22 protein-coding genes are annotated in these 22,093 nt (G+C 60.5%); 15 read left to right on the forward strand and 7 right to left on the reverse strand.

Annotated elements, in window-relative coordinates:
- The first annotated feature begins 64 nt into the window (after positions 1-64).
- Complete coding sequence (locus ASU33_RS06045) at positions 65-460, forward strand: hypothetical protein (RefSeq protein ID WP_059069278.1); 396 nt, start codon at positions 65-67, stop codon at positions 458-460.
- Between the two features lie 90 nt (positions 461-550).
- Here ASU33_RS06045 and ASU33_RS06050 read toward each other — a convergent pair whose 3' ends face one another.
- Positions 551-1,048: a hypothetical protein gene (locus ASU33_RS06050; protein WP_059069280.1), complete on the reverse strand. Its 498-nt coding sequence runs from the start codon at positions 1,046-1,048 to the stop codon at positions 551-553.
- 210 nt (positions 1,049-1,258) lie between these two features.
- Here ASU33_RS06050 and ASU33_RS06055 point away from each other — a divergent pair, with 210 nt between their 5' ends.
- The 8 genes from ASU33_RS06055 (at position 1,259) to ASU33_RS06090 (ending at position 11,660) form a co-directional block, all read left to right on the forward strand.
- On the forward strand, positions 1,259-4,096 hold the full coding sequence (locus tag ASU33_RS06055; RefSeq protein ID WP_350308177.1) for a hypothetical protein: 2,838 nt from the start codon (positions 1,259-1,261) through the stop codon (positions 4,094-4,096).
- Between the two features lie 116 nt (positions 4,097-4,212).
- Positions 4,213-4,785 (forward strand): fasciclin domain-containing protein, encoded by a 573-nt coding sequence (locus ASU33_RS06060; RefSeq protein ID WP_059069284.1) that lies wholly within the window; start codon positions 4,213-4,215, stop codon positions 4,783-4,785.
- A gap of 367 nt (positions 4,786-5,152) precedes the next feature.
- Positions 5,153-5,692 (forward strand): RNA polymerase sigma factor, encoded by a 540-nt coding sequence (locus tag ASU33_RS06065; protein WP_059070730.1) that lies wholly within the window; start codon positions 5,153-5,155, stop codon positions 5,690-5,692.
- Positions 5,673-6,605: a zf-HC2 domain-containing protein gene (locus ASU33_RS06070; protein WP_059069286.1), complete on the forward strand. Its 933-nt coding sequence runs from the start codon at positions 5,673-5,675 to the stop codon at positions 6,603-6,605. The genes ASU33_RS06065 and ASU33_RS06070 overlap by 20 nt, the downstream gene beginning before the upstream one ends.
- The gene (locus tag ASU33_RS06075) at positions 6,553-7,461 is read left to right on the forward strand and encodes a DUF4097 family beta strand repeat-containing protein (protein ID WP_078062920.1); all 909 of its coding nucleotides are present in this window, start codon (positions 6,553-6,555) and stop codon (positions 7,459-7,461) included. Before ASU33_RS06070 ends, ASU33_RS06075 begins: the two co-directional genes overlap by 53 nt.
- On the forward strand, positions 7,458-8,327 hold the full coding sequence (locus ASU33_RS06080; protein WP_059069289.1) for a DUF4097 family beta strand repeat-containing protein: 870 nt from the start codon (positions 7,458-7,460) through the stop codon (positions 8,325-8,327). The genes ASU33_RS06075 and ASU33_RS06080 overlap by 4 nt, the downstream gene beginning before the upstream one ends.
- Positions 8,328-8,586: 259 nt before the next feature.
- Positions 8,587-11,061 carry a TonB-dependent receptor plug domain-containing protein gene (locus tag ASU33_RS06085; RefSeq protein ID WP_078062921.1) on the forward strand — a complete coding sequence of 825 codons (2,475 nt, stop codon included), beginning with the start codon at positions 8,587-8,589 and terminating at the stop codon, positions 11,059-11,061.
- Between the two features lie 176 nt (positions 11,062-11,237).
- Complete coding sequence (locus ASU33_RS06090; protein WP_059069293.1) at positions 11,238-11,660, forward strand: hypothetical protein; 423 nt, start codon at positions 11,238-11,240, stop codon at positions 11,658-11,660.
- A 79-nt stretch (positions 11,661-11,739) separates the two neighbouring features.
- Here the strand turns inward: ASU33_RS06090 and msrA are convergent, their stop codons facing one another.
- On the reverse strand, positions 11,740-12,414 hold the full coding sequence (gene msrA, locus ASU33_RS06095; RefSeq protein WP_059070731.1) for a peptide-methionine (S)-S-oxide reductase MsrA: 675 nt from the start codon (positions 12,412-12,414) through the stop codon (positions 11,740-11,742).
- A 127-nt stretch (positions 12,415-12,541) separates the two neighbouring features.
- Between msrA and ASU33_RS06100 the strand changes: the two genes are divergently transcribed.
- Both ASU33_RS06100 and ASU33_RS06105 read left to right on the forward strand, forming a co-directional pair.
- Positions 12,542-13,141, forward strand: coding sequence for a DUF4136 domain-containing protein (locus ASU33_RS06100; protein WP_160328139.1), 600 nt, complete (start codon positions 12,542-12,544; stop codon positions 13,139-13,141).
- Positions 13,142-13,189: 48 nt separating this feature from the next.
- Positions 13,190-13,390 carry a hypothetical protein gene (locus ASU33_RS06105; protein WP_149867074.1) on the forward strand — a complete coding sequence of 67 codons (201 nt, stop codon included), beginning with the start codon at positions 13,190-13,192 and terminating at the stop codon, positions 13,388-13,390.
- A gap of 62 nt (positions 13,391-13,452) precedes the next feature.
- Here ASU33_RS06105 and ASU33_RS06110 read toward each other — a convergent pair whose 3' ends face one another.
- The gene (locus ASU33_RS06110; protein ID WP_059069298.1) at positions 13,453-14,760 is read right to left on the reverse strand and encodes an MFS transporter; all 1,308 of its coding nucleotides are present in this window, start codon (positions 14,758-14,760) and stop codon (positions 13,453-13,455) included.
- Between the two features lie 145 nt (positions 14,761-14,905).
- Here ASU33_RS06110 and ASU33_RS06115 point away from each other — a divergent pair, with 145 nt between their 5' ends.
- Complete coding sequence (locus tag ASU33_RS06115) at positions 14,906-15,175, forward strand: hypothetical protein (RefSeq protein WP_059069300.1); 270 nt, start codon at positions 14,906-14,908, stop codon at positions 15,173-15,175.
- Between the two features lie 25 nt (positions 15,176-15,200).
- Here ASU33_RS06115 and ASU33_RS06120 read toward each other — a convergent pair whose 3' ends face one another.
- The gene (locus ASU33_RS06120) at positions 15,201-16,259 is read right to left on the reverse strand and encodes a ferredoxin--NADP reductase (RefSeq protein WP_059069302.1); all 1,059 of its coding nucleotides are present in this window, start codon (positions 16,257-16,259) and stop codon (positions 15,201-15,203) included.
- Between the two features lie 293 nt (positions 16,260-16,552).
- Complete coding sequence (locus ASU33_RS06125) at positions 16,553-17,545, reverse strand: aldo/keto reductase (RefSeq protein WP_059069303.1); 993 nt, start codon at positions 17,543-17,545, stop codon at positions 16,553-16,555.
- 147 nt (positions 17,546-17,692) lie between these two features.
- Between ASU33_RS06125 and ASU33_RS06130 the strand changes: the two genes are divergently transcribed.
- Together ASU33_RS06130 and ASU33_RS06135 are read left to right on the forward strand one after the other, a co-directional pair.
- On the forward strand, positions 17,693-18,118 hold the full coding sequence (locus ASU33_RS06130; RefSeq protein WP_059069305.1) for a hypothetical protein: 426 nt from the start codon (positions 17,693-17,695) through the stop codon (positions 18,116-18,118).
- A gap of 10 nt (positions 18,119-18,128) precedes the next feature.
- Complete coding sequence (locus ASU33_RS06135) at positions 18,129-18,962, forward strand: alpha/beta fold hydrolase (protein WP_078062922.1); 834 nt, start codon at positions 18,129-18,131, stop codon at positions 18,960-18,962.
- 153 nt (positions 18,963-19,115) lie between these two features.
- On the opposite strand, the gene ASU33_RS06140 is transcribed toward ASU33_RS06135, so the two are convergent.
- Positions 19,116-20,450, reverse strand: coding sequence for a Gfo/Idh/MocA family protein (locus tag ASU33_RS06140; RefSeq protein WP_059069307.1), 1,335 nt, complete (start codon positions 20,448-20,450; stop codon positions 19,116-19,118).
- A 302-nt stretch (positions 20,451-20,752) separates the two neighbouring features.
- Between ASU33_RS06140 and ASU33_RS06145 the strand changes: the two genes are divergently transcribed.
- Complete coding sequence (locus ASU33_RS06145) at positions 20,753-21,202, forward strand: DUF2141 domain-containing protein (protein ID WP_059069309.1); 450 nt, start codon at positions 20,753-20,755, stop codon at positions 21,200-21,202.
- A gap of 89 nt (positions 21,203-21,291) precedes the next feature.
- Here the strand turns inward: ASU33_RS06145 and ASU33_RS06150 are convergent, their stop codons facing one another.
- Complete coding sequence (locus ASU33_RS06150; protein ID WP_059069311.1) at positions 21,292-22,092, reverse strand: SDR family NAD(P)-dependent oxidoreductase; 801 nt, start codon at positions 22,090-22,092, stop codon at positions 21,292-21,294.
- Position 22,093: the final 1 nt, after the last annotated feature.

A 22,093-nucleotide genomic window follows, 5' to 3' on the forward strand; every position in this document is an offset into this window, starting at 1 on the left:
CTGTAACCTTAGCTCAACAGTTACGTTTAAGGCTGATCCTTTATCGTTATCCGTTGCCCGCGTCATGGCTCTGCGCTCCGTCTACGAGGATGCTACCATCAGCATTTACTACGATTTCAGCAACGATTGGCTGTACGTTGATTGGGGCGCCGAGCAGGACCTGGCCAGCGTGCAGGCCGGCGCCTTGCAAATGCTGGCGTGCCTGAAGCAGGAGCGCTGCCACAAGGTGCTCAACGACAACCGCCAGGTGCAAACCATTTGGGCCGACGCGGCCGAGTGGGGCGGCAAGGTGTGGTTTCCGGCCATGGCCGAAGGCGGTCTGGAGTATTTCGCCTGGGTGTACTCGCCCAACATCTACAGCCGCCTCTCCACCGACCTTACCCTGCAGCACACCACCAAGCCCATCGTGATGACGTTCGACAACATCGATACCGCTGCCTCGTGGCTGCGCCAGATGTAACCACCTAGGCCCTTACACAACACCGCCCCGCCCGCGCTGGCTTACCAGTGGGGGCGGGGCGGCTTGCGTTACGGAGCAATAGCGCAGCTATTAGTAAGGCGCGATGCTGTACTCGGCAGTGGTTTCGTAGCGGCCGGCGTTTAGTTGCGCCGAGGCGCTGGTGTGCTGGGCCGCAAACACCTCGTTGCGGCCTTGGTACAAGTGCACATCGAGGGCTTGGCCAGCCGCGGGCTGGTTGCTGGTCGAAAGCACCAAGCGCAGCTTGGCGGGTGGCCCACCGGCGTAGGTTACTATCTCGGGCAAATCAACTATCGTGGGCGTGTTGCCAACAGTGCTATAGCTGGTGCGCTGCGTAAACGGCTTCATGGTGTAGGTGCCGTTGCTGAAATCGGGCTCGGAGGTGTACACATCAATTCGGGCGTTATCGAGCTGCGCGTTTTGGCCGTTGCCAGCCAGCTTGCTGTAGCTGATGGTGTACACCTGGGTTTGCGCCTCGGCCTTGGTGGTGGGGTTGGGCTGCGGGTCGTCGGAGGAGTTGCAGCCGAGCAGGGCCAGCAGCGGTAAAAAGGCAATCAGTTTTTTCTTCATGCGACGAAGGATCAGTAGTAGCACCTCCAACACCGGTAGCCCGGCAATGGTGCGGCTTGCAAGTTAAGTTGCCGTACGGATGCCGAACAACGAGCCTGCCAACTCGCGCAAACAGCAGAAGCCCTGATCCTAGGTTGGAAATGCCGCCGCTGCGCAGCAGATTTACTACCGATGCTTCGCTTTCCTTCTTTTGCTGCTTGCGTTTTTGCCGTGGCAGCCACGTTTTCGGCCTCGGCCCAATCGTTGCCCATTCTCGATCAGAACCCGCCCTCGTTGCGCTGGCGGCAGGTGCGTACCCCGCACTTCAGCGTGCTGTACCCGCAGGGGTTCGACTCGGCCGCGCAGCGCACCGCCCGCCGCCTCGAGCAGGTGCACGCCGTGGGTTCGGCCACTCTGGGAGTAACGGCGCGGCCGCTTACAGTGGTGCTGCAAAACCAAACCACCGTCAACAACGGGTTTGTTACGTTTCTGCCGCGCCACTCCGAGTTCTTCGTGGTGCCGCCGCAGGACATGAGCCTCGGCACCCTGGATTGGCTTGATCAGCTAGCGGTGCACGAGTTCCGGCACGTAGGGCAGTTCGATAAGGCCCGCCAAGGCGTAGGCCGCCTGCTGGTGCCGCTGCTCGGCGATGGTGCCCTAGGCGTAAGCTCGGTTGGCGTGCCGCCGTGGTTTTTTGAGGGCGACGCCGTAGGCACCGAAACGGCCCTGACGCGCAGCGGCCGCGGGCGCATCCCGAATTTCGATGTGGGCATGCGCGCCAACTTGCTGTCGGGGCGCTACTACAGCTACACCAAAGCGGTAGGGGGCTCGTACCGCGACTTGGTGCCCGATTGGTACGTGCTTGGGTACTTCATGACCTCGTACCTGAAAAAACACCACGGGCCCGACGTGTGGGACCGGGTGCTCGATCGGTACTACAGCTTTCCGTTTTACCCGTTTTCGTTTTCGCGCAGCATCCGCCGCGAAACCGGCCTGCGGGTAGAGCAGCTGTACCAGCGCAGCATGCTTGAGGCGGAGGCGGCGTGGCGCGACCAACAGCGCGAGCTGGTGCTCACCGATGGCCGTGAGTTGAAGGTGCAGGCCACCGAAAAGGTATTTACGCAGTACGAGTTTCCGCAGTACCTCTCCGATAGCACCGTGCTGGCCCTGAAAACCGGCCTCGGCGACATTGCCCAGCTGGTGCGCTTGAGCAAGCAGGGACGCGAAGAAAAGGTGTTTGTACTGGGGCAACTGCACTGGCCCGAAATGCTGTCGGTAGCGGCGGGTAAGGCTATTTGGCCCGAGTACGGTTTCGACCCAAGGTGGGGGCAGCGTATTTACACCGAATTGCGCGTACTCGACCTGGGCACCGGCCAACTCACGCGCCTCACCCAGGGCAGCCGCTACACCGCCGCGGCCCTCTCGCCCGACGGTACGCGCATTGTGGCCACACAAACCGACGAAAGCTACCGCCACTCGCTGGTGCTGCTCGATGCCGCCACGGGAAAGGTGCTGCAAACATTGCCCAACCCGCAAAATCAGCTGTACATCCAGCCGCGCTTCACCCCCGATGGGCAGCAAGTGGTGGCCGTAGTGCTGCGACCCGAGGGCAAAACCATTGAGCTGATTAACCCAGCCACCAATCAGGTGCGCGCGCTGTTGCCGGTAGCCAACGTAAACCTCAGCAACCCGCAGCCCTGGGGCGACTACGTGCTGTACAACTCGCCGCAATCGGGCCTCGATAACGTGCACGCCGTGCACACCGGCACGGGCCGCACCTACCAGGTTACCAGCCGTCCATTTGGTGCTTACCACGCGGCTGTGTCGCCCGATGGGCGCCGCCTGACTTTCCACGATTACCGCGCACAGGGTGCCCGCGTAATGGAAATGCCGCTCGAGCCCGCCACCTGGCGCGAGGTACCCGTAGCCACTGCCGATCCGGCCCGCTTGTACTCGGCCCAACTCGCGGCGCAAGAGCCCGGCGCCCGGCGTTTGCTGCCCCAGCTTGCGGCCCCCGCCGATTCGGGCCAAGCCTACGCGGTGCGGCCCTACTCGCCGCTGCGCCATGCATTCAATGTATTTGGCTGGGGGCTGGTGCAAAGCCCGGCTGGCAATAGCCTCAGCCTAGGTATTCGGTCGCAGGATTTCCTGAACACCACCCAAGCTATAGCGGGCGTGTCCTTCGACCAGGCCGAGCGCACCGCTGGTTTCTTCGGCGGCGTAAGCTACCAAGGGCGTTACCCCGTTTTCGACCTCGATATTGAGCACGGCGGCCGCAACGCCGGTATTTTGTACCAAGGCGATGTGTACCGCGACCGGTGGCGCTACACCCGCCTATCCACCGGCCTGCGCCTGCCGCTCATGCTCACGCGCTCCAAGTACCTGCAGGCGCTTACCCTAGGTGCCTATTACCTGCACGAGCAAGTGCGCGACTACAACCTGCCCGTGCGGCGCATTACCGAGGTGGGGCCCAACAGCCCGCTCAACGGCGTGCAGGGCAGCGTAAGCTACGCCCGCGTGCTCAAGCAAAGCACCCGCGATGTAGGCCCCAGGTGGGGCCAAAGCCTGCTGGCCACGGGGCGCACCACGCCGTTTGGCCGCGGGCTCGAGGCCTCGCAGTGGGCCGTGCAGGGCAGCGTGTATTTCCCCGGCGTGGGCAAGCACCACAACATTCGGGTGCGGGGCGGCTATCAGTGGCAGCAGCAGCGCGAGTACCAGTTTGCGCCGGCCGTATTTTTCCCGCGCGGTTTGGGCTACGTCAGCTTCGATCGGTTACGCACGGCCAGCATCGAGTACCGCCTGCCCTTGGCCGATACGCACTGGGCGCTGGGCCGCTGGCTGTACGTGCAGCGCTTTACCGGCTCGGGCTTTGCCGACTGGGCCCACGGCCGCAACGTAGAAGGCCGCTTTGTAGGCTCCCGCACGTACCAAAACCTAGGGCTGAGCGCCACCGTGGTGTTTAACGTGCTGCGCCTGCGCACCCCCATCGAAACGGGCCTGCGCTACGTGTACGACACGCGTACCGGCAATTGGGTGCTGCAGCCGTTGGTGCTTGATATCGGAATTTAATTGGCTGATGGCGAGGACGAGAGAGCCGGTGCAAAGAATTTTTCGGGGTATAGAAATCCGCTGATAAAGCGACTCCCGTAGGTTCCGGCACATTCATTCTCTCCTGTTCCAAACCCATGAAAAAGCACTTCTTCTCGCTCGCCCTGGCAGCCCTTCTTGGTGTAGCTGCTCACTCGGCTTCGGCCCAAGCCATGATGTCGCCTAACAGCGTAATGGTAGGCGGCAAGGCCATGTTGCCGAGCAAGAACATCGTAGAAAACGCCGTGAACTCGGCCGACCACACCACGCTGGTAGCCGCTGTAAAAGCAGCTGGCCTGGTGGAGACGCTGCAAGGCAAAGGCCCCTTCACGGTATTCGCGCCGGTAAACGATGCCTTTGAAAACCTACCCGCTGGCACCGTTGACAACCTGCTGAAGCCCGAAAACAAAGCTACCCTCACCAAGGTGCTGACCTACCACGTAGTAGCCGGCAACATGACGGCTGATAAGCTGATGGCAGCTATCAAAGCCGGCAAAGGCAAGGCTTCGCTGAAAACCGTTAGCGGCGGCACGCTGGTAGCCCAGATGAACGGCAAAAACAACGTGGTACTCACCGACGAATCGGGCAACGTAGCTACCATCTCGACCTACGACGTTAACCAGAGCAACGGCGTGATTCACGTAATCGACAAAGTGATGCTGCCGAAGTAATCCTACTGAGGCACCACACGCTCACGCAAACACCAAGCCCGCCGGCAACCTAGGTTGCCGGCGGGCTTCTGCTTTATAGGCACCTAGGGCCGGTGTAGCGCGGACTTGGCTACGCCGACTTTCCATTCAGTCCGCGTTTGTTAGCACGGTTGATCCTAGGTTAGATACCTCAACGGCTCGGGGCAGGTGCTCCGAGCCGTTATCGATTTTACTATCTGAGAGCTGCAACTGAAGTCCGCGCTACAGCGCCCACCAGAAAAAATTTATACTCGGGCTGTAACCTTGCTCACAAGGCGAGGTTTCCACACCCGAATACGACACCTACTCATCGCTCTAACCCTTGAATTCGCTGACGGACAATGCGCTAATGCTCCAGGTGAAGGAGGGGCAGGTCGATAAGATGGGGTTGCTATTCGAGCGCTACCACCGGCCGTTGTTTGCTTTTTTCTACCACTCGAGCGGCAACTCCACCACGAGCGAGGACCTGGTACAAAACGTGTTTTACCGCATGCTTAAGTACCGGCACACCTTCACCGGCGAAGGCGAGTTCCGGACGTGGATGTACCACCTCGCGCGCAACGTGCTAGCCGATGCCGCGAAGAAGAACAAGCCCTCGGCGCACCACCACGACGTGGCCGATTACGCCGAGAAAATTGCAGGCGGCACGGCGGCCGACGCCAGCCTGCACAAGGAGCAGGAGGTAGACCTGCTGCACAAAGCCATGGCACGGCTAAGTGCCGATCAGCGGGAAGTGCTCGTGCTGAGTCGCTTTCAGGAGCTGAAATACGAGCAGATAGCGCAGCTGCTCGATACCACGGTAGGGGCCGTGAAGGTGCGCGCGCACCGGGCCCTCAACCAACTCAAGGACATATATCTGACCCTGGAAAATGGAAGCAAAGTTCACTAACTGCGAGAGCGTGCAAGAGGGGCTGATGGACTGGCTTGCCAACGAATTATCCCCCGCCGAAGCGCAGGTAATGGAGGCCCACCTGGCCCATTGCCCCGACTGCCGCCAGCAGCAAGCCGCCTTGTGGCAGCTGTGGCAAACCATGGGCAACCTGCCCGTGCCCGAGCCCAGCGAGCAACTGCGCCCCGGCTTCTACAACATGCTGGCCGAGTTCAAGGCCGAAGAGGAGCGCAAGCAGCGGTGGTCGGTGCAGGCGATGCTGCAGCGCCTGCGCGAGTGGTGGCAGCCCGAGTACGGCATGCGCCTCGCCTACAGCCTGGTGTTGTTGGTAGTAGGCTTGGCTGGCGGCTACTTCCTCAAGGCCCGCACCGAACCCACCGACCTAGGCCCCAACACCGAAGCCGTGGCCACGGCGCCCGCGCCGCAACAATCGGCCGAACAAGCCCAGCTACTGGCTTTGCTAGATAACCCCTCTGCCGTGCAGCGGCTCCGGGCCGTGAGCTACGCCGAAGAGCTGGCCCCCAGCAACGAGCGGGTGGTGCAGGCCCTGCTCAGCACCCTCAACCACGACCCCAACGTGAACGTGCGCCTCGCCACGCTGGAGGTACTGGCCGGCCTTGGCAACGACCCCACCGTGCGCCAGGGATTGGTACGCTCGCTGGCCCGCCAGGAGTCGCCGCTCGTGCAGGCCGCCATGGCCGATGTAATGGTGCAGCTGCAAGACCCCCGCTCGGTGCGCCAGCTGCGCAAGCTGCTGAAGCAGGAAGACCTGAACGAAGAAGTGAAAAGCAAAATCGAGCAAAGCATTGAGTCTTTGTCCATCGGTCGGCCCACCGACCCCTCAGCCCAACCGAAAACCAATGAAAACCGCATCCATATTCAGCCTGGCTCTGACACTTCTGTTTCTGCCTAGCGGCTCGTTGCTTGCGCAAGGCCGCGAAAGCAAAGAGCAGATCAAGCGCGAGTTTGCCCTAAGCGGCGACGCAAGCCGCGCCACGCTGGCCCTCTACAACATCATGGGTTCGGTATCGGTGCAGGGCTACAGTGGCAAGAGCGTGGTGGTCGAAATCACCAAAACCATCAAGGCCGATACACCCGAGCTGCTCGAGCAAGGCAAAAAGGAAGCCCAACCCGGCTTTGAGCAGCGCGGCGACAGCGTGCTGCTGTACGTTGCCGGTCCGCACGACTCGCGCCCCAACCGTAACAACCAGCAGTCGGGCGGCCGCTTCAGCGACAACTGGAACAACCGTAACAGTTCAGGGCGCCCGAATTACCAATACGAGTTCGATTACGTGCTGAAAGTGCCCGCCAGCATGGAGGTGCGCGTGAGTACCGTAAACGGCGGCGAAGTGGTGGTGCAGGATGTAGCCGGGCCGCTGCAGGCTCGCAACGTAAATGGCAGCATCCGCATCAGCAATGCCAAAGCCCTGAAGCTGGCCCACACCGTGAACGGCAAAGTGGAGGTAAGCTACGCCGCGGCGCCCACTACTCCGGCCTCGTACCACACCATCAACGGCGACATCGTGGTGAGCTACCCCACCAATACCTCCGGCGACTTGTACTTCAAGAGCATGCACGGGGAGATGTACACCGACTTTCCGAAAACCGAGGTACTGCCCGCCCGCGTGTCGCAAAACCAGCAGGCCAACGGCAACGGCACCAAATACAAACTGAGCAGGGAAACAGCCGTTCGGCTGGGCAAGGGCGGTGCCGATTTCCGCTTCGAGACCATCAACGGTAACGTTACCGTTAAGCAACAACCCCGATGAAACCCTTCGCATATAGATTCTTGCTGGCCCTGCTTTGCCTAGGTTGGGCCGGCCCACTAGCCGCTCAAAGTTCGGAGCAGATGTCGGTGGCACTTAGCTCGCCCGGCAAGCCCGGCGTGCTGCACCTCAAACTGGTTGGTGGCTCCATTAATGTAACGGGCTACAGCGGCAAAGAAGTGGTAATTGAAGCCACGCCGCGTAGTGGAGGCAGCCGCCCGGGCCGCGCACCCGGCCCGCCGAGTCCGCCCAACACGCCCATGCCACCCACTGGTGGCGGAGAGGGTGCTGGCATGCGCCGCCTTTCGCAAGTACAAGGCATGGAAATTACCGCGCAGGAGAAAAGCAACCACGTGTACGTCAACTCCGATTCGTGGCAGCGGCCCATCGATTTTACTGTGAAAGTGCCGCGCCAGTTTTCGCTGCAGGTAAGCACCGTAAACAGCGGCAACATCACGGTGCAAAACGTATCGGGCGAGTTGGAAATATCGAACGTAAACGGCTCGATAGCCCTCGAAGATGTAGCCGGCTCGGCGGTAGTAAGCACGGTAAACGGCCGTGTGGTGGCCAACTTCCGCGACGTGACGCCCAACGCCCCAATGGCCTTTTCGAGCGTGAACGGCAAGCTCGATGTAACCCTGCCTGCCAAAACCAAGGCGGCTTTCAAGCTGAAGTCGGACCGCGGCGAAATCTACAGCGACTTCGACATGACCGTGGATGCCAGCGCCCCCAAAGTAAACCGCAGTAGCAAAGACGGCGTGTACCGCGTGAGCACCGACAACTGGACGTACGGCAAAATCAACGGCGGCGGAGCCGAGGTGATGATGCAAACCATGAACGGCAACATCTACATCCGCAAGGCGAAGTAGCCGCTACTTAAAGAAGCAGCGCCGGGCACCGGCTTGCCGAACCACTTCTTTCTGCAATAGCTGGTAGCGCTAGGTGAGTGAAGGGCGCTACCACGCAGGAGGAAGAGTTTGGTGAGCCGGTGCCGTGTTTGTAAACTACCAACCGGCCACGGCATGGCAGGCCACGATAAATAAAGCTCTGACGAGGTTTGGGTGCTAAACAGGCGGCTGTTTTATTAGCTGCCGACTTATTGGCTTATTCCCGATTATTCCTTCTTCAATGCTTTTCGATTATCGTACGAGGTGGCGGCGCTGGGCGCTGCTGAGCAGCTGCGTGGCAGCCCTAGGTGCCTCGGCCTTTACCACACCCGAACCGGCTCTGGTGCAGCAGATTCTGGCCAAGCTAACGGGTTTTTACCAAGCCACTGCTCCCGAAAAGAGCTACTTGCACCTGGATAAAAGCTACTACGCAGCCGGCGAACTAATTTGGTTTAAGGCCTACGTGGTAGATGCCGGCAAGCACCTGCCCGATACCCTGAGCCGGGTGCTCTACGTGGATTTGGTGGGGCCCAATCAGCAAGTCGTAGCGCGCCGAGTCCTGCAGCTGAATGCGGGTACGGCCGCCGGCGACCTGGTTCTGCCCGATAGCGCGGCGCAGGGCTCCTACACGGTGCGCGCCTATACCAATTGGATGCGCAACGCCGGGCCCGACTACTTTTTCAGTCGAAGCCTGCCGGTATTGGGCACCAAATCAACGGTAGTAGCCAAGCGGAAGCCCGCTGCCACCAAGCCCGATTTCCAGCTATTCCCGGAAGGCGGCCAGCTGATCAATGGTCTGCCCAACGTGCTGGCCTTTAAAGCTACTGATCAGCAAAGCCGCGGCCTAGCTGTAAAGGGCGAACTGCTCAACGAAGCGGGCAAGCCGGTAGCCAGCTTTGCCAGCCTGCACGCAGGCATGGGGGCGGTTACCTTCACGCCCGAAGCCGGCCATACCTACACCGCGCGCGTTACCTGGCCCGATGGCAGCACCAGCGCCCAGGCGGTGCCCGCCGCGGCTCCGGCCGGAGGCTTGCTGCTGCACGTAGAGCCTGCTGCTACCCAAGTGGGCATCCGCATGGCCCGCAAAGTGCCCGATGCAAATGCCGCTCCCGAAAACATTACGCTGGTAGCACACGTGCGCGGCCAAGTGGCGTATGTAGGGCAATCGGCGCTAGCCAACGGCGAAGTGCTGAGCAGCCGTATCCCCATCGAGCGGTTTCCGACGGGCATTGTGCACTTTACCATGTTCGATGCGCAGGGCGTGGCGCGCTGCGAGCGTTTGGCTTTCGTGAACCGGCAAGATGGCCTGCGCTTAACCGTGCGGCCCGACAAAGCCAACTACGGGCCACGCCAGAAAGTAACCTTGGCACTCGAAACCCGCGATGCCGCCGGGCAGCCGGTGCCGGCGCAGCTTTCGCTGGCAGTCACAGCCGCCGACCTAGAGCGGGCCGACGCCCCTACCATCGTAAGTCACCTCTTGCTCAGCTCCGATTTGCGCGGCCACATCGAAGATCCTGCCTATTACTTCCGCAACGTTGAGCCAGAAACCCGGCAAGCACTGGATCATCTGATGCTTACCCAAGGCTGGCGCCGGTTTGTGTGGCAGCAGTTGCTAAACAGTCCTTTGCCCGTGGGCGAGTACGCCTTGGAGCGGGGTTTGTCGCTCAGCGGACAGGTATGGCGCACCGAACGCAAACCCGCCCCTCAGAGTGAACTGACCTTGCTGATTGGGAATGCACTTGGCAACCTCACTACCAGCACCACCGACAACCAGGGCCGGTTTTTGTTTACGGGTTTCGGTGGCCAGGACAGCGCCCGCGTGGTAGTACAGGCGCGTACGCCCAAAGGGAGCCCGGCACTCATGGCTAAACTAACCGACCGTTGGGCGGGGGTGCCTGCGCTTTACCCACCGGCCTTGATGCCCGACGCCGCGCTTACGGCCAGTTTCGGGCAACGCAGCCGCCAGCAGCAGTCCATTGAGCGGCAGTTTGGCCCCGATACCACCCGGCGCATCATGCTAAGCAACGTTGTAATTAAAGGCCGCCGCGAGCCGGTGCCCGACGACCCGCGTCGCATTTTTACCGGCGCCGACGTGATACTCAAAACCAGCTCTATCCCGGGCTTCGACAATTACCCCAATGCGCTTATGGCGCTACAGGGGCGCATTGCCGGAGTACAAATTATGGGCAACGGTATGCAAATGAGCGTACAAATCAGGGGTGCCGGTTCCATCATAGGCTCGTCGCAGCCGTTGATATTGCTTGATGGCATGCCGGTAAGGGATATTGAAGCCATACTTACCATTCCGGCCTCGGATATTGAGTCAGTCGACGTGTTCAAGGGGGCATCGGCTTCCATGTTTGGCACGCAGGGCGCCAACGGGGTAATGGCGTTTTACACCAAGCGCGGCGGCTCGGCAAGCACCTCTTCGAGCAACAGCCTAGGCGTGGCGCGGGCTACCGTGCCGGCCTATTACCGCGGCCGCGAGTTTTACGCTCCGCGCTATGAGGTGCCGGCCTCCGTGCAGCACCCCGATCATCGGGGCGCTACCTTGTATTGGGCTCCCAACGTGAGCACCAATGCCGAAGGCCAGGGCACGGTTACGTTCTATACCTCCGATGACCTAGGGGCATTCCGGGTTAGTGCCGAAGGATTAAGCCCGAGCGGCCGGCCCGGTACCGGTTCGGCAACCCTAATGGTGCAGCGTGGAGGTTAGAGGGACTGCACTCACTTAATCATACAAAACTGGCTTAGGTGTGCCCAAGCTTGTCAATCAATACTGATTGAAGCCGGTGCGGTAACGCAGCGATGATGCAGCAAAAAGATAACCTTAGCAACGTTCAAGAAGCCCGATAAAATACCATAGCTTTGAAGGTAACAGACCTTTTGGTTATGGCCGTAGTACACAAGTCAGCAGCGTTAATAATCCACTACCACGCTGCTACTGCGGTATTAGAGGCAGAGTGGCTGGGCTTTGTGAGCAGCGAACAGCTGCGCTCAGGCTTGCAGGAACTGCTGCGGCACGGGCGCTTGCGCCGCGTGCGCGGTTGGATTGCCAATCACAAGCAAATGCGGACCATTCGGCTCGACGACCAGGAGTGGATGCTCGAGCAATTCATTCCGCGGGTGGCCGAGCTGCCCCTTGTGCGCCTAGGGCTGGTGTACTCCGACGACCCACTCAACCGCATGGCTATCAAGCGCGTCATCAGCAGCGGCTCCAAAATGCTGCCCTGCCAAATTGAGTTCTTCAGCGAAACCCAACAGGCCCAGCAATGGGTAGGCGAGGGCGCTACCAATGCTTTGCCGCAGTTGTAACGAGTGTTAACACGTATAATCGCAGAGCCCCGGCAGTACCTACTGCCGGGGCTCTGCGATTAACTGCGCTTGGAGGCACCTAGGCGCCGGGCTTCAGTAGCTCCGGAAACTCCTTGGCGAATTTTTGATAGCGCGGAGTAGACACAGTGCGGATGTACGGATCGGTAGGGTGCTTCACAAAGTAATCCTGGTGGTAGCGCTCGGCGGGGTAAAAGGCTTTGAAAGGCACCACCTGCGTTACGATGCGGGTAGGGTAGCGGCCCGATTCGTTCACACGCTTTATTTCGGCCTCGATCTGCTGCTTTTCCTGCGGGGTGCGGTAAAATGCAACCGAGCGGTACTCCGGGCCTTCGTCGGGGCCTTGGCGGTTGAGGGTAGTGGGGTCGTGCTGCACAAAGAACACCCGCAGCAGCGTGGGGTAGCTGATCAGCTTGGGGTCGTAGTACACCTGCACGGCCTCGGCGTGGCCGGTGCCGCCGCGGCCCACTTGCTCGTAGGTGGGGTTGGCAACCGTGCCGCCTGCGTGGCCCGACACAACCGTGCGCACACCTTTCAGGCTTTCGAATACGTGCTCGGCACACCAATAGCAGCCGCTGGCAAAGGTGGCTACCGCCTCGCCGGATTGCGGCTTGGGCAGCTCGGCAAATCGGCGGTCGGGCTCGGTGGTATTGCCAGCTACTACGGTGGTGTTGGTTTGGCCTTCGCAGCTAGTGGCTCCTGCAGCGGCCAGCAGAAGAATAAGCAAGCGTTTCATCATAATACCACGACATACGCAGTCCCGCTTTAATTCGGTTAGGCGCAAACATTTGCTGCGGCACAACTAACGGTTAGCCAGAGGAGTACAGGCAGTAGATACCATCCGAATTACCAGTCGTATGACCATGAACTTCCGCCTATTAGCCGTGCTGCTGTGTTTGCTGAGCGCAGGCCTGAGCGGCTGCTCGTCGGTGAGCGTGCAGCAGAGCGAGGGTGTCAACTTCAATCAGTACCGCAGCTTTGCCTGGGCCGAAACCGAAGTAAAAACCGACGGAACGCAAGGGCCCGCGTTGCGCAGCCAGCTGCAGGATGGCACCATTCGGCAAGCCATCGAAACCGAATTAGCCAAGCGCGGCATCAGCCCGGTTGCCTCGGGCAAACCCGATTTTTACCTGACGTACCACCTCTACGTGGAGGAGGCTGAGCGCACGGTGGCCAATCCGCCCAACCCGGCCGTGCCCGTGAGTTACCCCTACCTGGTGCGCTACCGCGGCTTCTTGGTTCCGGTAAACTACACCTACTGGTACCAGGCCCCAAGCGGCTACCGCACCGAGCGCTACCAAGAGGGCATGCTGGTGCTCGATTTTGTGGATGCTAAAACCAACAACCTCGTGTGGCGCGGCTCCATTATCGATGCCGTAAGCAGCCCAAACCGCGCAGGCGAGCGGTTTGCCGAATCGGCCCGCGACATTCTCGATAAGTTTCCGGTGAAAGAGCGCAACTAACCCAGGGCGTTGCAAGGCCGAAAGCCTTTTTGCGGCGGTGCTCAGCATGTGGCCGATGCGGCCGCGTGGGGTGGCCAGGTGTGGTTTCCGGCCATGGCCGAAGGCGGCCTGGAGTACTTCGCCTGGGTGTACTCGCCCAACATCTACAGCCGCCTCTCCACCGATTTGATGATGAGCCACGCGCAGCGGCCGTTGGTGCTGGCTTTTGATGACGCAGACACCGCCACGGCTTGGCTGCGCCAGATGTAACTAGGTACTAGGTGTTAGAAAACAGAAAGGACGCAGGCAGGCGGCGCACGCCCGGCGCTTCACTAACTCTCTATTCTTGATGTATGCTTGGTATCGGCCATGCGCCAGTACACCAGCAGCGAGAGGGCGGCACAGGCCGTAACGTACCAGTAGTACGCGGCTTCTACACCCTGGCTTTTGGCAAGCAGCGCGCCGTACTCAGCCGAGCCGCCAAAAATGGCCACCGTAAGCGCGTAGGGCAAGCCCACCCCCAGGGCTCGAATGTGCGTTGGAAACAGCTCGGCTTTTACCACGGCATTGATGGAGGTGTAGCCGCTCATGATAACCATGGCCACAACCAGCAAGCCAAAAGCTGCCCACGGGCTGCTGGCCCGCGAAAGCAACGTAAACAGCGGCACCGTACCTAGGGTTGCGCCCACCCCAAAAAACAGCAGCACAGGTCGGCGGCCTACGCGGTCGGAAATAGCGCCCATCAGCGGCTGCAGCAACAGGGCCACGGCCAGCGCCCAAAAAGAAATTTGTGTAGCCTCGGCTTTGCTGAAGCCGGTGGTGTTTACCAAAAACTTTTGGGCGTAGGTGGTGAAGGTGTAGAACGCGATGGTGCCACCTAGGGTAAGCCCTACCACCGTAAGCACCTCGCGCGGGTGGCGCAGCAGCACGCGCAGCTTGCTTTCCGACGCGTGGCTTTCGGATTGCTGCACAAAGGCGTCGGTTTCATCCATGCCGCGGCGCAGGTACAGCGCCACCACGGCAGCCAGTGCGCCAATCACAAACGGCACGCGCCAGCCCCAATCGTGCAGCTCGGCGGGCGTGAGCAGGCGCTGCAATGCTAGCTGCACCAGCAAGGCCAGTAACTGCCCGGCCAGCAGTGTTACGTACTGAAAGCTGGAGTAAAACCCCCGGTGTTGGTGATGGGCCATTTCGCTGAGGTAGGTAGCCGAGGTGCCGTACTCGCCGCCCACGCTCAGGCCCTGCAGCAGCCGCGCCAATACCAGCAGCAGAGGGGCTGCTACGCCAATGTTGCGGTAACCGGGGGTAAGGGCAATAAGCAGCGAGCCGGCGCACATCAGCAGCACCGAAAAGAGCAAGGCGGCTTTGCGCCCGTGGCGGTCGGCGTACAGGCCCATCAGCCAGCCACCCAGGGGCCGCATCAGAAAACCCACAGCAAAAATGGCGGCCGAGTTGAGCAGCTGCGCCGTGAGGTTGCCCTCCGGAAAAAAGGCCGGCGCAAAGTACAAGGCAAAGGCTGAGTACACGTACCAATCGTACCACTCGACGAGGTTGCCGATAGAGCCGCTCACGATGGAGCGAATGCGCGAAGCAGTAGAGCGGACGGGCGGTGGCGTGGGGGCGGAGGGGGGCGCAAGCATGGCGCTAAGCTAAGCAGCCTGCGCCCAGCAACGCGCCAAAACTTTGCGCCGCCGATGCAACGTGTGCCTTCGATTATCTTCTTATAAGTACTTGCGTATTAGGCTAATTGTGAGCCGCGCCTACCGTCAATACACCTGATCTGCAATGAGCCAAAACCGATCCTTCCCGGGTATTGTATTTACCAACCGCAACACGCCTACCGCACGCGCCGAGCTAGCTGAGCGCTTCAAGCAATTTCATGCTGCGTTTTTGCGCAAAGCCAGCTGCGAAGAAGTATTGAAAGTGTACACCCGCGCCTTCGTGGAGTGGTCGATGAACCCCAACACGGATGTGTATCAAATGGAGCTGCTATTCGACGAAATCTACCACGCCTCGAAAATTGAGGATGCCGAAGAGCAGGACAGCAACGAGTAGCTTATTGCCCTAGGTGGCGGAGTGGCTATCCAACCTCGAGGTGCACATCGCCGCCAACAGGGTAGCCGGTGCAGGTAAGCACCAGCCCGCGCGTGGTTTCGCGGTCGGTGAGTACTTCGTTGTAACTCATCCATACCTGCCCTTGGGTGCAGCGCGCTACACAGTTGCCGCAGCGGCCAGCTTCGCAGCTGTAGGGCAAGCGTATGCCTTGTTGGCGGGCGGCTTGCAGTATGGTGCTGGGGTATTGCACCAGTAGTTGGTGTTGTTGACCGCGCCATTGCAGCACTACCTGGTGCGGCTCGGTATCGGGCGGCAGCACGGGCGGCACATAGGCCGGCTCGGCATTAAAGCTCTCCTTGCGAATGTTGATGGCCGGTACTTGCAACTCGCGCAAGGCGTAGGTACACATGCGCATGTAGTTGAGCGGGCCGCACACATACGCCAGCAGCTGCTCGGGTGCGGCGGTGGCGTAGCGCTGCACCAAGGCCTCGAGCAACTCTTTGTAGAGGCGGGCCCGGGCTAGGTTGGGGTGGTTGCTGTAAAGCCACTCGAGGCGCAGCCGCTCGGGGTATTGTGCCGCTAGCGCGTGCAGCGCATCGTGAAAAATGGCAGTGGCCGGCGAGTGGTTGGAGTACACCAGCACTGCACTCAGCTCGGGCTGCGTGGCTAGCAACGTTTTCAGTAGCGAAAAAATGGGCGTGATGCCGCTGCCAGCCGCCATAAACCACACTTGGCGGTACGGAGCAGCATCGGGCGGCAACGTGAAAAAGCCCGCCGGCCCGGTTGTCAGCAGGATGTCGCCCACTTGGACCTTATCAACGAGCAGGCGCGAGAACGTGCCGTTTTCGATGCGCTTGACGGTAATAGCCAACGGCTCGGCCAGCGCGGACGAGGAGCTGATGGAGTAGGAGCGGCGCACCTCGTGGCCGTGCTGCTCGTGCACCAGCGTAAGGTATTGCCCGGCTTGGTAAGGCAGCACTGCACCGTTGGCTGGAGCCAGCTCAAACGTCTTGGTATCGGCCGTTTCGGGCCGGATGGCCGTAACGGTGAGCGGCAGGTACAGCGAGTCGGAGGGGGCAGTCATGGCGAGGGGGCGGAAGAGGCTAGTGCCCGCCCGAAGTTGCATGCAAAAGCGGCTAAGGCGCAAACCCTAGGTGGCGGCAACTACAACAGGCCAGATGTGCCGCCGCAGTACCGGGGCTGCGGGCTGCGCTTACGCCACAACGCCCGGCTGCTGCGCTACTGAGCGGAGCAACCGGGCGTCGGTGTTGGTTGTAGAAAAGAGGGCGAATGGATGCTTGCTTACGCAGCGTACCAAGGTTGGGTTGAGCTAGTGCCCTTGCTTGCGGCGGCGGCCATGCCCTCGGCAACCAGCACCTAGGCAAGTTGCAATTGCCCTAGGTGCTGGTTGATAAAGCTGATTTCGTCGGCAGCAAGTTGTACCTCATAGGCTTTGGCATTTTGGCGGGCCTGCTCGGCGTTGCGGGCACCTACCAGTGCCACTGTAATGCCCGGCTGCGCAATCGTCCAGCGAATTACTAGTTGCCCCAACGTGGCATTTTTGCTTTCGGCCAGCGGCCGCAGCTTGTCGAGGAAAGCGTTTACGCGCGTCACGTTTTCGGGGGTAAACAGGCGGTGGGTATCGCGCAGGTCGGTAGCCTCGAAGTGCTGGCCGGGCTTAACCTTGCCCGTTAGCAGCCCCAACTGCATAGGGCTGTAAGCCAGAATAGCCTTGTTGTTGGCCACGCAGTACTGCACCACATCCTGCTCAATGTCGCGGCGCACCATGCTATAGGGCACTTGGTTCGAGGCCAGCTTCAGCACCTGCTCGGCCTCCTGCATTTGCTCCACGGAGTAGTTGCTTACGCCGGCGGCGCGCACCTTGCCTTGCTCAATCAGGCGTGCCACGGCCGCCATTGTGTCGTTGATGGGCGTGGTTACATCGGGCCAGTGAATTTGGTACAGGTCGATGTAGTCGGTGCCGAGGCGCCGCAGCGAGTCTTCGCACTCCTTGATGATGCTCTCGGGGCCTGCGTACTTGTATACATCAATGGGCTGCCCATCGTTGTTCTGGCTACGCATGGCCAGGGTGCCCTTGGCCAAATCCCAGCGCATGCCAAATTTGGTCATGATCTGCACCTTGTCGCGGGGCAAGGATTTGATGGCTTCGCCCACAATTTCCTCGCTGAGGCCTTGTCCGTAAATCGGGGCTGTATCGATGCTGGTTACGCCTAGGTCGTAGCTGGCATGAATGGCCGCCACAGCATCGTTTTGCTCGGTGCCGCCCCACATCCAGCCGCCTGCCGCCCAGCTGCCAAACGCAATTACCGAGCTCTGCACGCCCGAGTCGCCAAGTTGTCTGTATTCCATGTTGCGTAGTTTAGAGGTCCTGGTTCAGCCAAAACTTTGCGGTGTTCCGGCCGCTCCAAGCGTGGTAAACTGCCGGTTGCCGCCTAAGGTTATGGCCGAACCTTGCCCCAATCCGTTAAACGCGAGTAATATCCGCGTGACACTCCTATGCAATCTGTTTCTGCCCTAACCACGGTTTTCCACCGGCCCGACGGCTACGTGTATCTGACGGCCGAGCGCAACCGCGCCGAAGGCTGGATTTACGCCCACTGGTCGGGCATTCAAACCCTGAGCACCGTGATGGAGGGCGGCTTGGCTTACCTCGATATGCTGCGCGAGGAGCCCTGCGCCAAACTGCTCAACGACCACAGCGAGCTGGTAGGGCCGTTTTCGGAAGCCAACGAGTGGATAGCGCAAGTCTGGACGCCGCTTACGATCGAAGCTGGCCTGCGTTACTTCGCGCAGGTGTTGTCGCCGGGTATTTTTGGGCAGCTCTCCATTCAGGATCTGCACATGCGCATCGGCAATCTGCTCGAGATGCGCATGTTCGACAACCTCGACGAGGCCAAAAACTGGTTGCGCAGCGTGGGGTAGCTTTGCGCCGATGATTGCTGCCGACCTTATCACCACCGAAGCTGACCTAGGCCTCGCCGAAGGCTACACCCTGCGCGTGCAACGCCTGCTGCCCGCCAACGCCGCGGCGCAGCGCCCTACGCTGGTGTTTCTGCACGATTCGTTGGGCTGCATCCGGCTGTGGCGCGACTTCCCGGCCCGCGTAGCCGCCGCTACGGGCTGCCCCGCGCTGGTGTACGACCGGCGCGGCTACGGCCAATCCTCGGCATTTGCTGATGCAACCCGTACCAACCAGTACCTGGAGCAAGAGGCCCCGGTGCTGCGGCAAGTGCTCGATGCCTACCACATAGAGCAGGCCATCCTGTTCGGGCACTCCGATGGCGGCAGCATTGCCTTGGTGGCCGCTGCCTTGTACTCCGAGCGCATTACGGGCGTCATCACCGAAGGCGCGCACGTGTTTGTCGAAGACCTCACGCTGGCCGGCATTCGGGAGGCGCAGCAGCAGTACCGCAGCACCAACCTGCCCGAGCGGCTGGCGCGCTACCATGGCACCAAAACCACGGCCGTGTTCAGCGCCTGGGCCGATACCTGGCTTGCGCCCGCGTTCCGCAGCTGGAACATCGAGGCCTACCTGCCGCGCATTCAGTGCCCAGTACTGGCGCTGCAAGGCGAGGCCGATGAGTACGGCACCGTAGCGCAGGTACAGGCCATTGCCGAGCAAACCGGCGGCCCGGCGCGCACAGTGCTGCTGCCCGGCGCAGCTCATACGCCGCACAAGGAAGCCCCCACCGAAACGCTGCAGCTGGCTACCAGCTTCGTGCAGCAAATACCCGCAAGTGCAACAGCCGGCGTAGCCCTAGGTTAAGAGTTTTGCACCCAGCAAGGAGCAGCCTCACCTAGGGGCAAAAAAATGGCGCGAGCGGTGTTTCGCTCGCGCCGATCCTGAAGTCCACGGCGGGTCCATTCCCCCTAAACCCTCGCCAGCCGGGCAGCTAGGTGCATTCTCCCATTCCCAGTGCTAGGCCCGGCTGACTTGTGGCTTCAGTGATGTGAGGCTGCCGATGCGTACCGGCTTGCCTGTATCTATGCTTTGGCGGGCGGCAATGCCCACCAATATCGACATGGCCCCATCGCGCACGCCCGCGGCTTGGCGGTACGGGTCCTGGCCATCGGGCGCAAAAATCTGCTTGCGCAGGCGCACGTCGCCGCCGCCGTGGCCGGGCTCGTGGTTAGGCATCCGGATAATTTCGCGCTTGCCAAAGTTGGTGGTCAGTTGCAGCTCATCGAAGGGCTCTTCCTCCCAAGTTTGCTTTTCCTTGATCCAAGCTTCCAGGCGGCCTTTGGTGCCGTTGAAAGCAATGCGGTAGCCCTCGTAGGGCGAGTACGTGGTGAGCGAATAGCTTACCTGCACCTTGTTGGCGTACTTAATCTGCACGGCCATTTTGTCGAAGATGTCGATGTCTTCGCGCCACACGCAGCCGTCGCGGTGGTAGCCGTCGTGCTGCTCGTTAGCGGCGTAAATCTTCATCAGGCGCTGGTTCTTGGTCATGTCCCAGTAAAACGCGCACTTATCCTTGTGCGGGCAGGGCCGGCAATGCGTGTGCCGGAACGGGTTGTTTTTGCCGTAGTGCTCGAGCGAGCCGTAGGCAAACACCTCCTCGGGTTCCGACTCCAGCCACCAGTTCAGCAAATCGAAGTGGTGCGTGGATTTGTGCACCAGCAACGAGCCGCTGTGCTCGCGCTTGCGGTGCCAGCGGCGGAAGTAGTCGGCGCCGTGGTGCACATCGAGGTACCAATGAAAATCGACCGACGTAACCTGCCCGATGGCGCCGGCGCGCAGCAGCTCGTACATCTTTTGGCGGTGTGGCGAGTAGCGGTAGTTAAACGTCACTTTCACCTTTTTGCCCGTGCGCTTTTCCGCATCGATGATGGCTTGCGCCTTCTGCTCGTCGGTGGTCATGGGCTTTTCCGTCACCACGTCGCAGCCGGCTTCCAGGCCCTTGATGATCTGCTCGTGGTGCGAACCATCCACAGTGGTCACAATCAACACCTCGGGCTTCGTCTGCCGCAGCATCTGATCGAGGTTGGTGAAGGTGGGGCAGTTTACGCCCAGCATTTGCTTGCCGGTTTGCACGCGCCCGGGGTTGATGTCGCACAACCCTACAAACTCCACCTTATCGGCGTGTTCCTTCAGCACATCTACGCCCCACATACCTAGGCCGCGGTGGCCCGTGCCCACCATCGCCACGCGGGTTTTCTTCGGGCCCGCCAACGAGGCGGCCAGCACATCGGGGGCAAGAAAGGAGCCGGCCACAACGGCGCCGGTGTGCTGAAGAAACGTACGCCGCTGCATAACTGCTGAGTAGGAGGATTGCGGAAAGGGTGCGGTAGCGCGGTAAAGCCTTATGAATGTTGCGGTAAGGGCGCGTATTGCAGCAGCAAGCCCGCAAGTTTATTTGCGCAAACGTTGTCGGGAACGTTGCCAATTGCTGCGGTGTCCAGGTCAGTGGTGGCTGCCCTAGGTGCCCGAGCTGCCGAACCCCAAGAAGGCTTGGTTGCTTGGGCGCGTAAAGCAGCCACAAACCCAAGCATTCCGTACTAATTTTTAGTAGCTTAGGGGTTGCACGTAAGCATTCGGTATTCAGTACGCTTTCTATGACTTTGTTTCAGCTTGCTCTCGTTGCCACCGTGGGTAATCCGCTGGTGGCTTTGCTGCCGGCCGCCGACCACGCGCCGGTAGCCACGTCGTCGGTTACGGTGGTGGTTTCCAAGCTGGCTTCGAAGGAGTCGGCCGTGAAGTTGTACTTCTACAACGTGCGCGAGTCGTTTCTGAAGCCCAAGCAATACGCGTTCTACAAAGTGGTGCGCCCCGGCGGGCAGGATAAGATTACGCTACCCGTGCAGTTGCCCTACGGCGAGTGGGCCGTAGCCATTACCCAGGACGTGAACAACAACGATAAGCTCGACAAAAACTTCATGGGCATTCCCACCGAGCCGTATGCCTTCTCCAACAACGTGCGCCCCAAGCTGGCCCCGCCCCAGTTCGACGAGTGCAAGTTTCGGGTGAGCGGCAACGAGCTGGTGGTATCCATTCAGCTGAAATAACCCAGGCCAAGCAGCATCCGGCCACACGCAAAACGGGCCCCGACCAGTGCTGGTCGGGGCCCGTTGCTTTTGCCTAGCGCTTTAGGTAGCTACTCGTCTTTGGTGCTGGGCTTGGCCTGCTGGTGCAGGTTGGCGGCCACCAGGTTATCGGGAATGACGTTGCTGACGGCTACCTGTACTTTGTTCATGAAGCCCGATACCACTTTGTCTTTGCCGGCCAGCAAGGCCTCGTAGCCGTCTTTGGCCACGTCGGCGGGGTCGGCGCGGTGGCCTTCCTTCACTAGTTTGGCCTCCGTCATGTCGGCTTTGTTGAAGAAGTCGGTGTCGGTTACGCCGGGCAGCAGGGCCGTAATCTTCACGCCAGAGTCCTTGTTTTCTTCGCGGATGGCCTCGGTAAACGACGTCACGAAGGCCTTGGTGCCGTGGTACACCGATTGCAGCGGCCCCGGCAGCTCGCCCCCAATCGATGATACCTGCAAGATCAGGCCCGAGCCGCGGCTTACCATCTCACGCAGGTAAGCTTTGGTAAGCACCACGTAGGTAGCAATGTTCAGCTGAATCATGTCCAGCTCGCGGCGGATGTCGGTGTCCACAAACTCGCCGTACTGGCCCTGGCCGGCGTTGTTCACGAGGGCTTCAATCTGCAAGCCGCGCGACTTCACCTCGTCAACCAGCTCAAAGGGCGCCTGCGGCTGAAACAGATCTTTGGCAATGGGTACTACCTCCACGCCAAACTGCTGCCGAAACTCGCTGGCCACGCGCTCCAACTCGTCGGGGTGGCGGGCTACTATCACCAGGTTATATTGGTCGCGGGCGAACAGCTTGGCCAACTCGTAGCCGATGCCATTGGAGGCGCCGGTAATCAGCGCATATTTCTGATTGCTAGGCATA

The organism is Solirubrum puertoriconensis (assembly GCF_001483135.1).
Taxonomy (GTDB): domain Bacteria; phylum Bacteroidota; class Bacteroidia; order Cytophagales; family Hymenobacteraceae; genus Solirubrum; species Solirubrum puertoriconensis.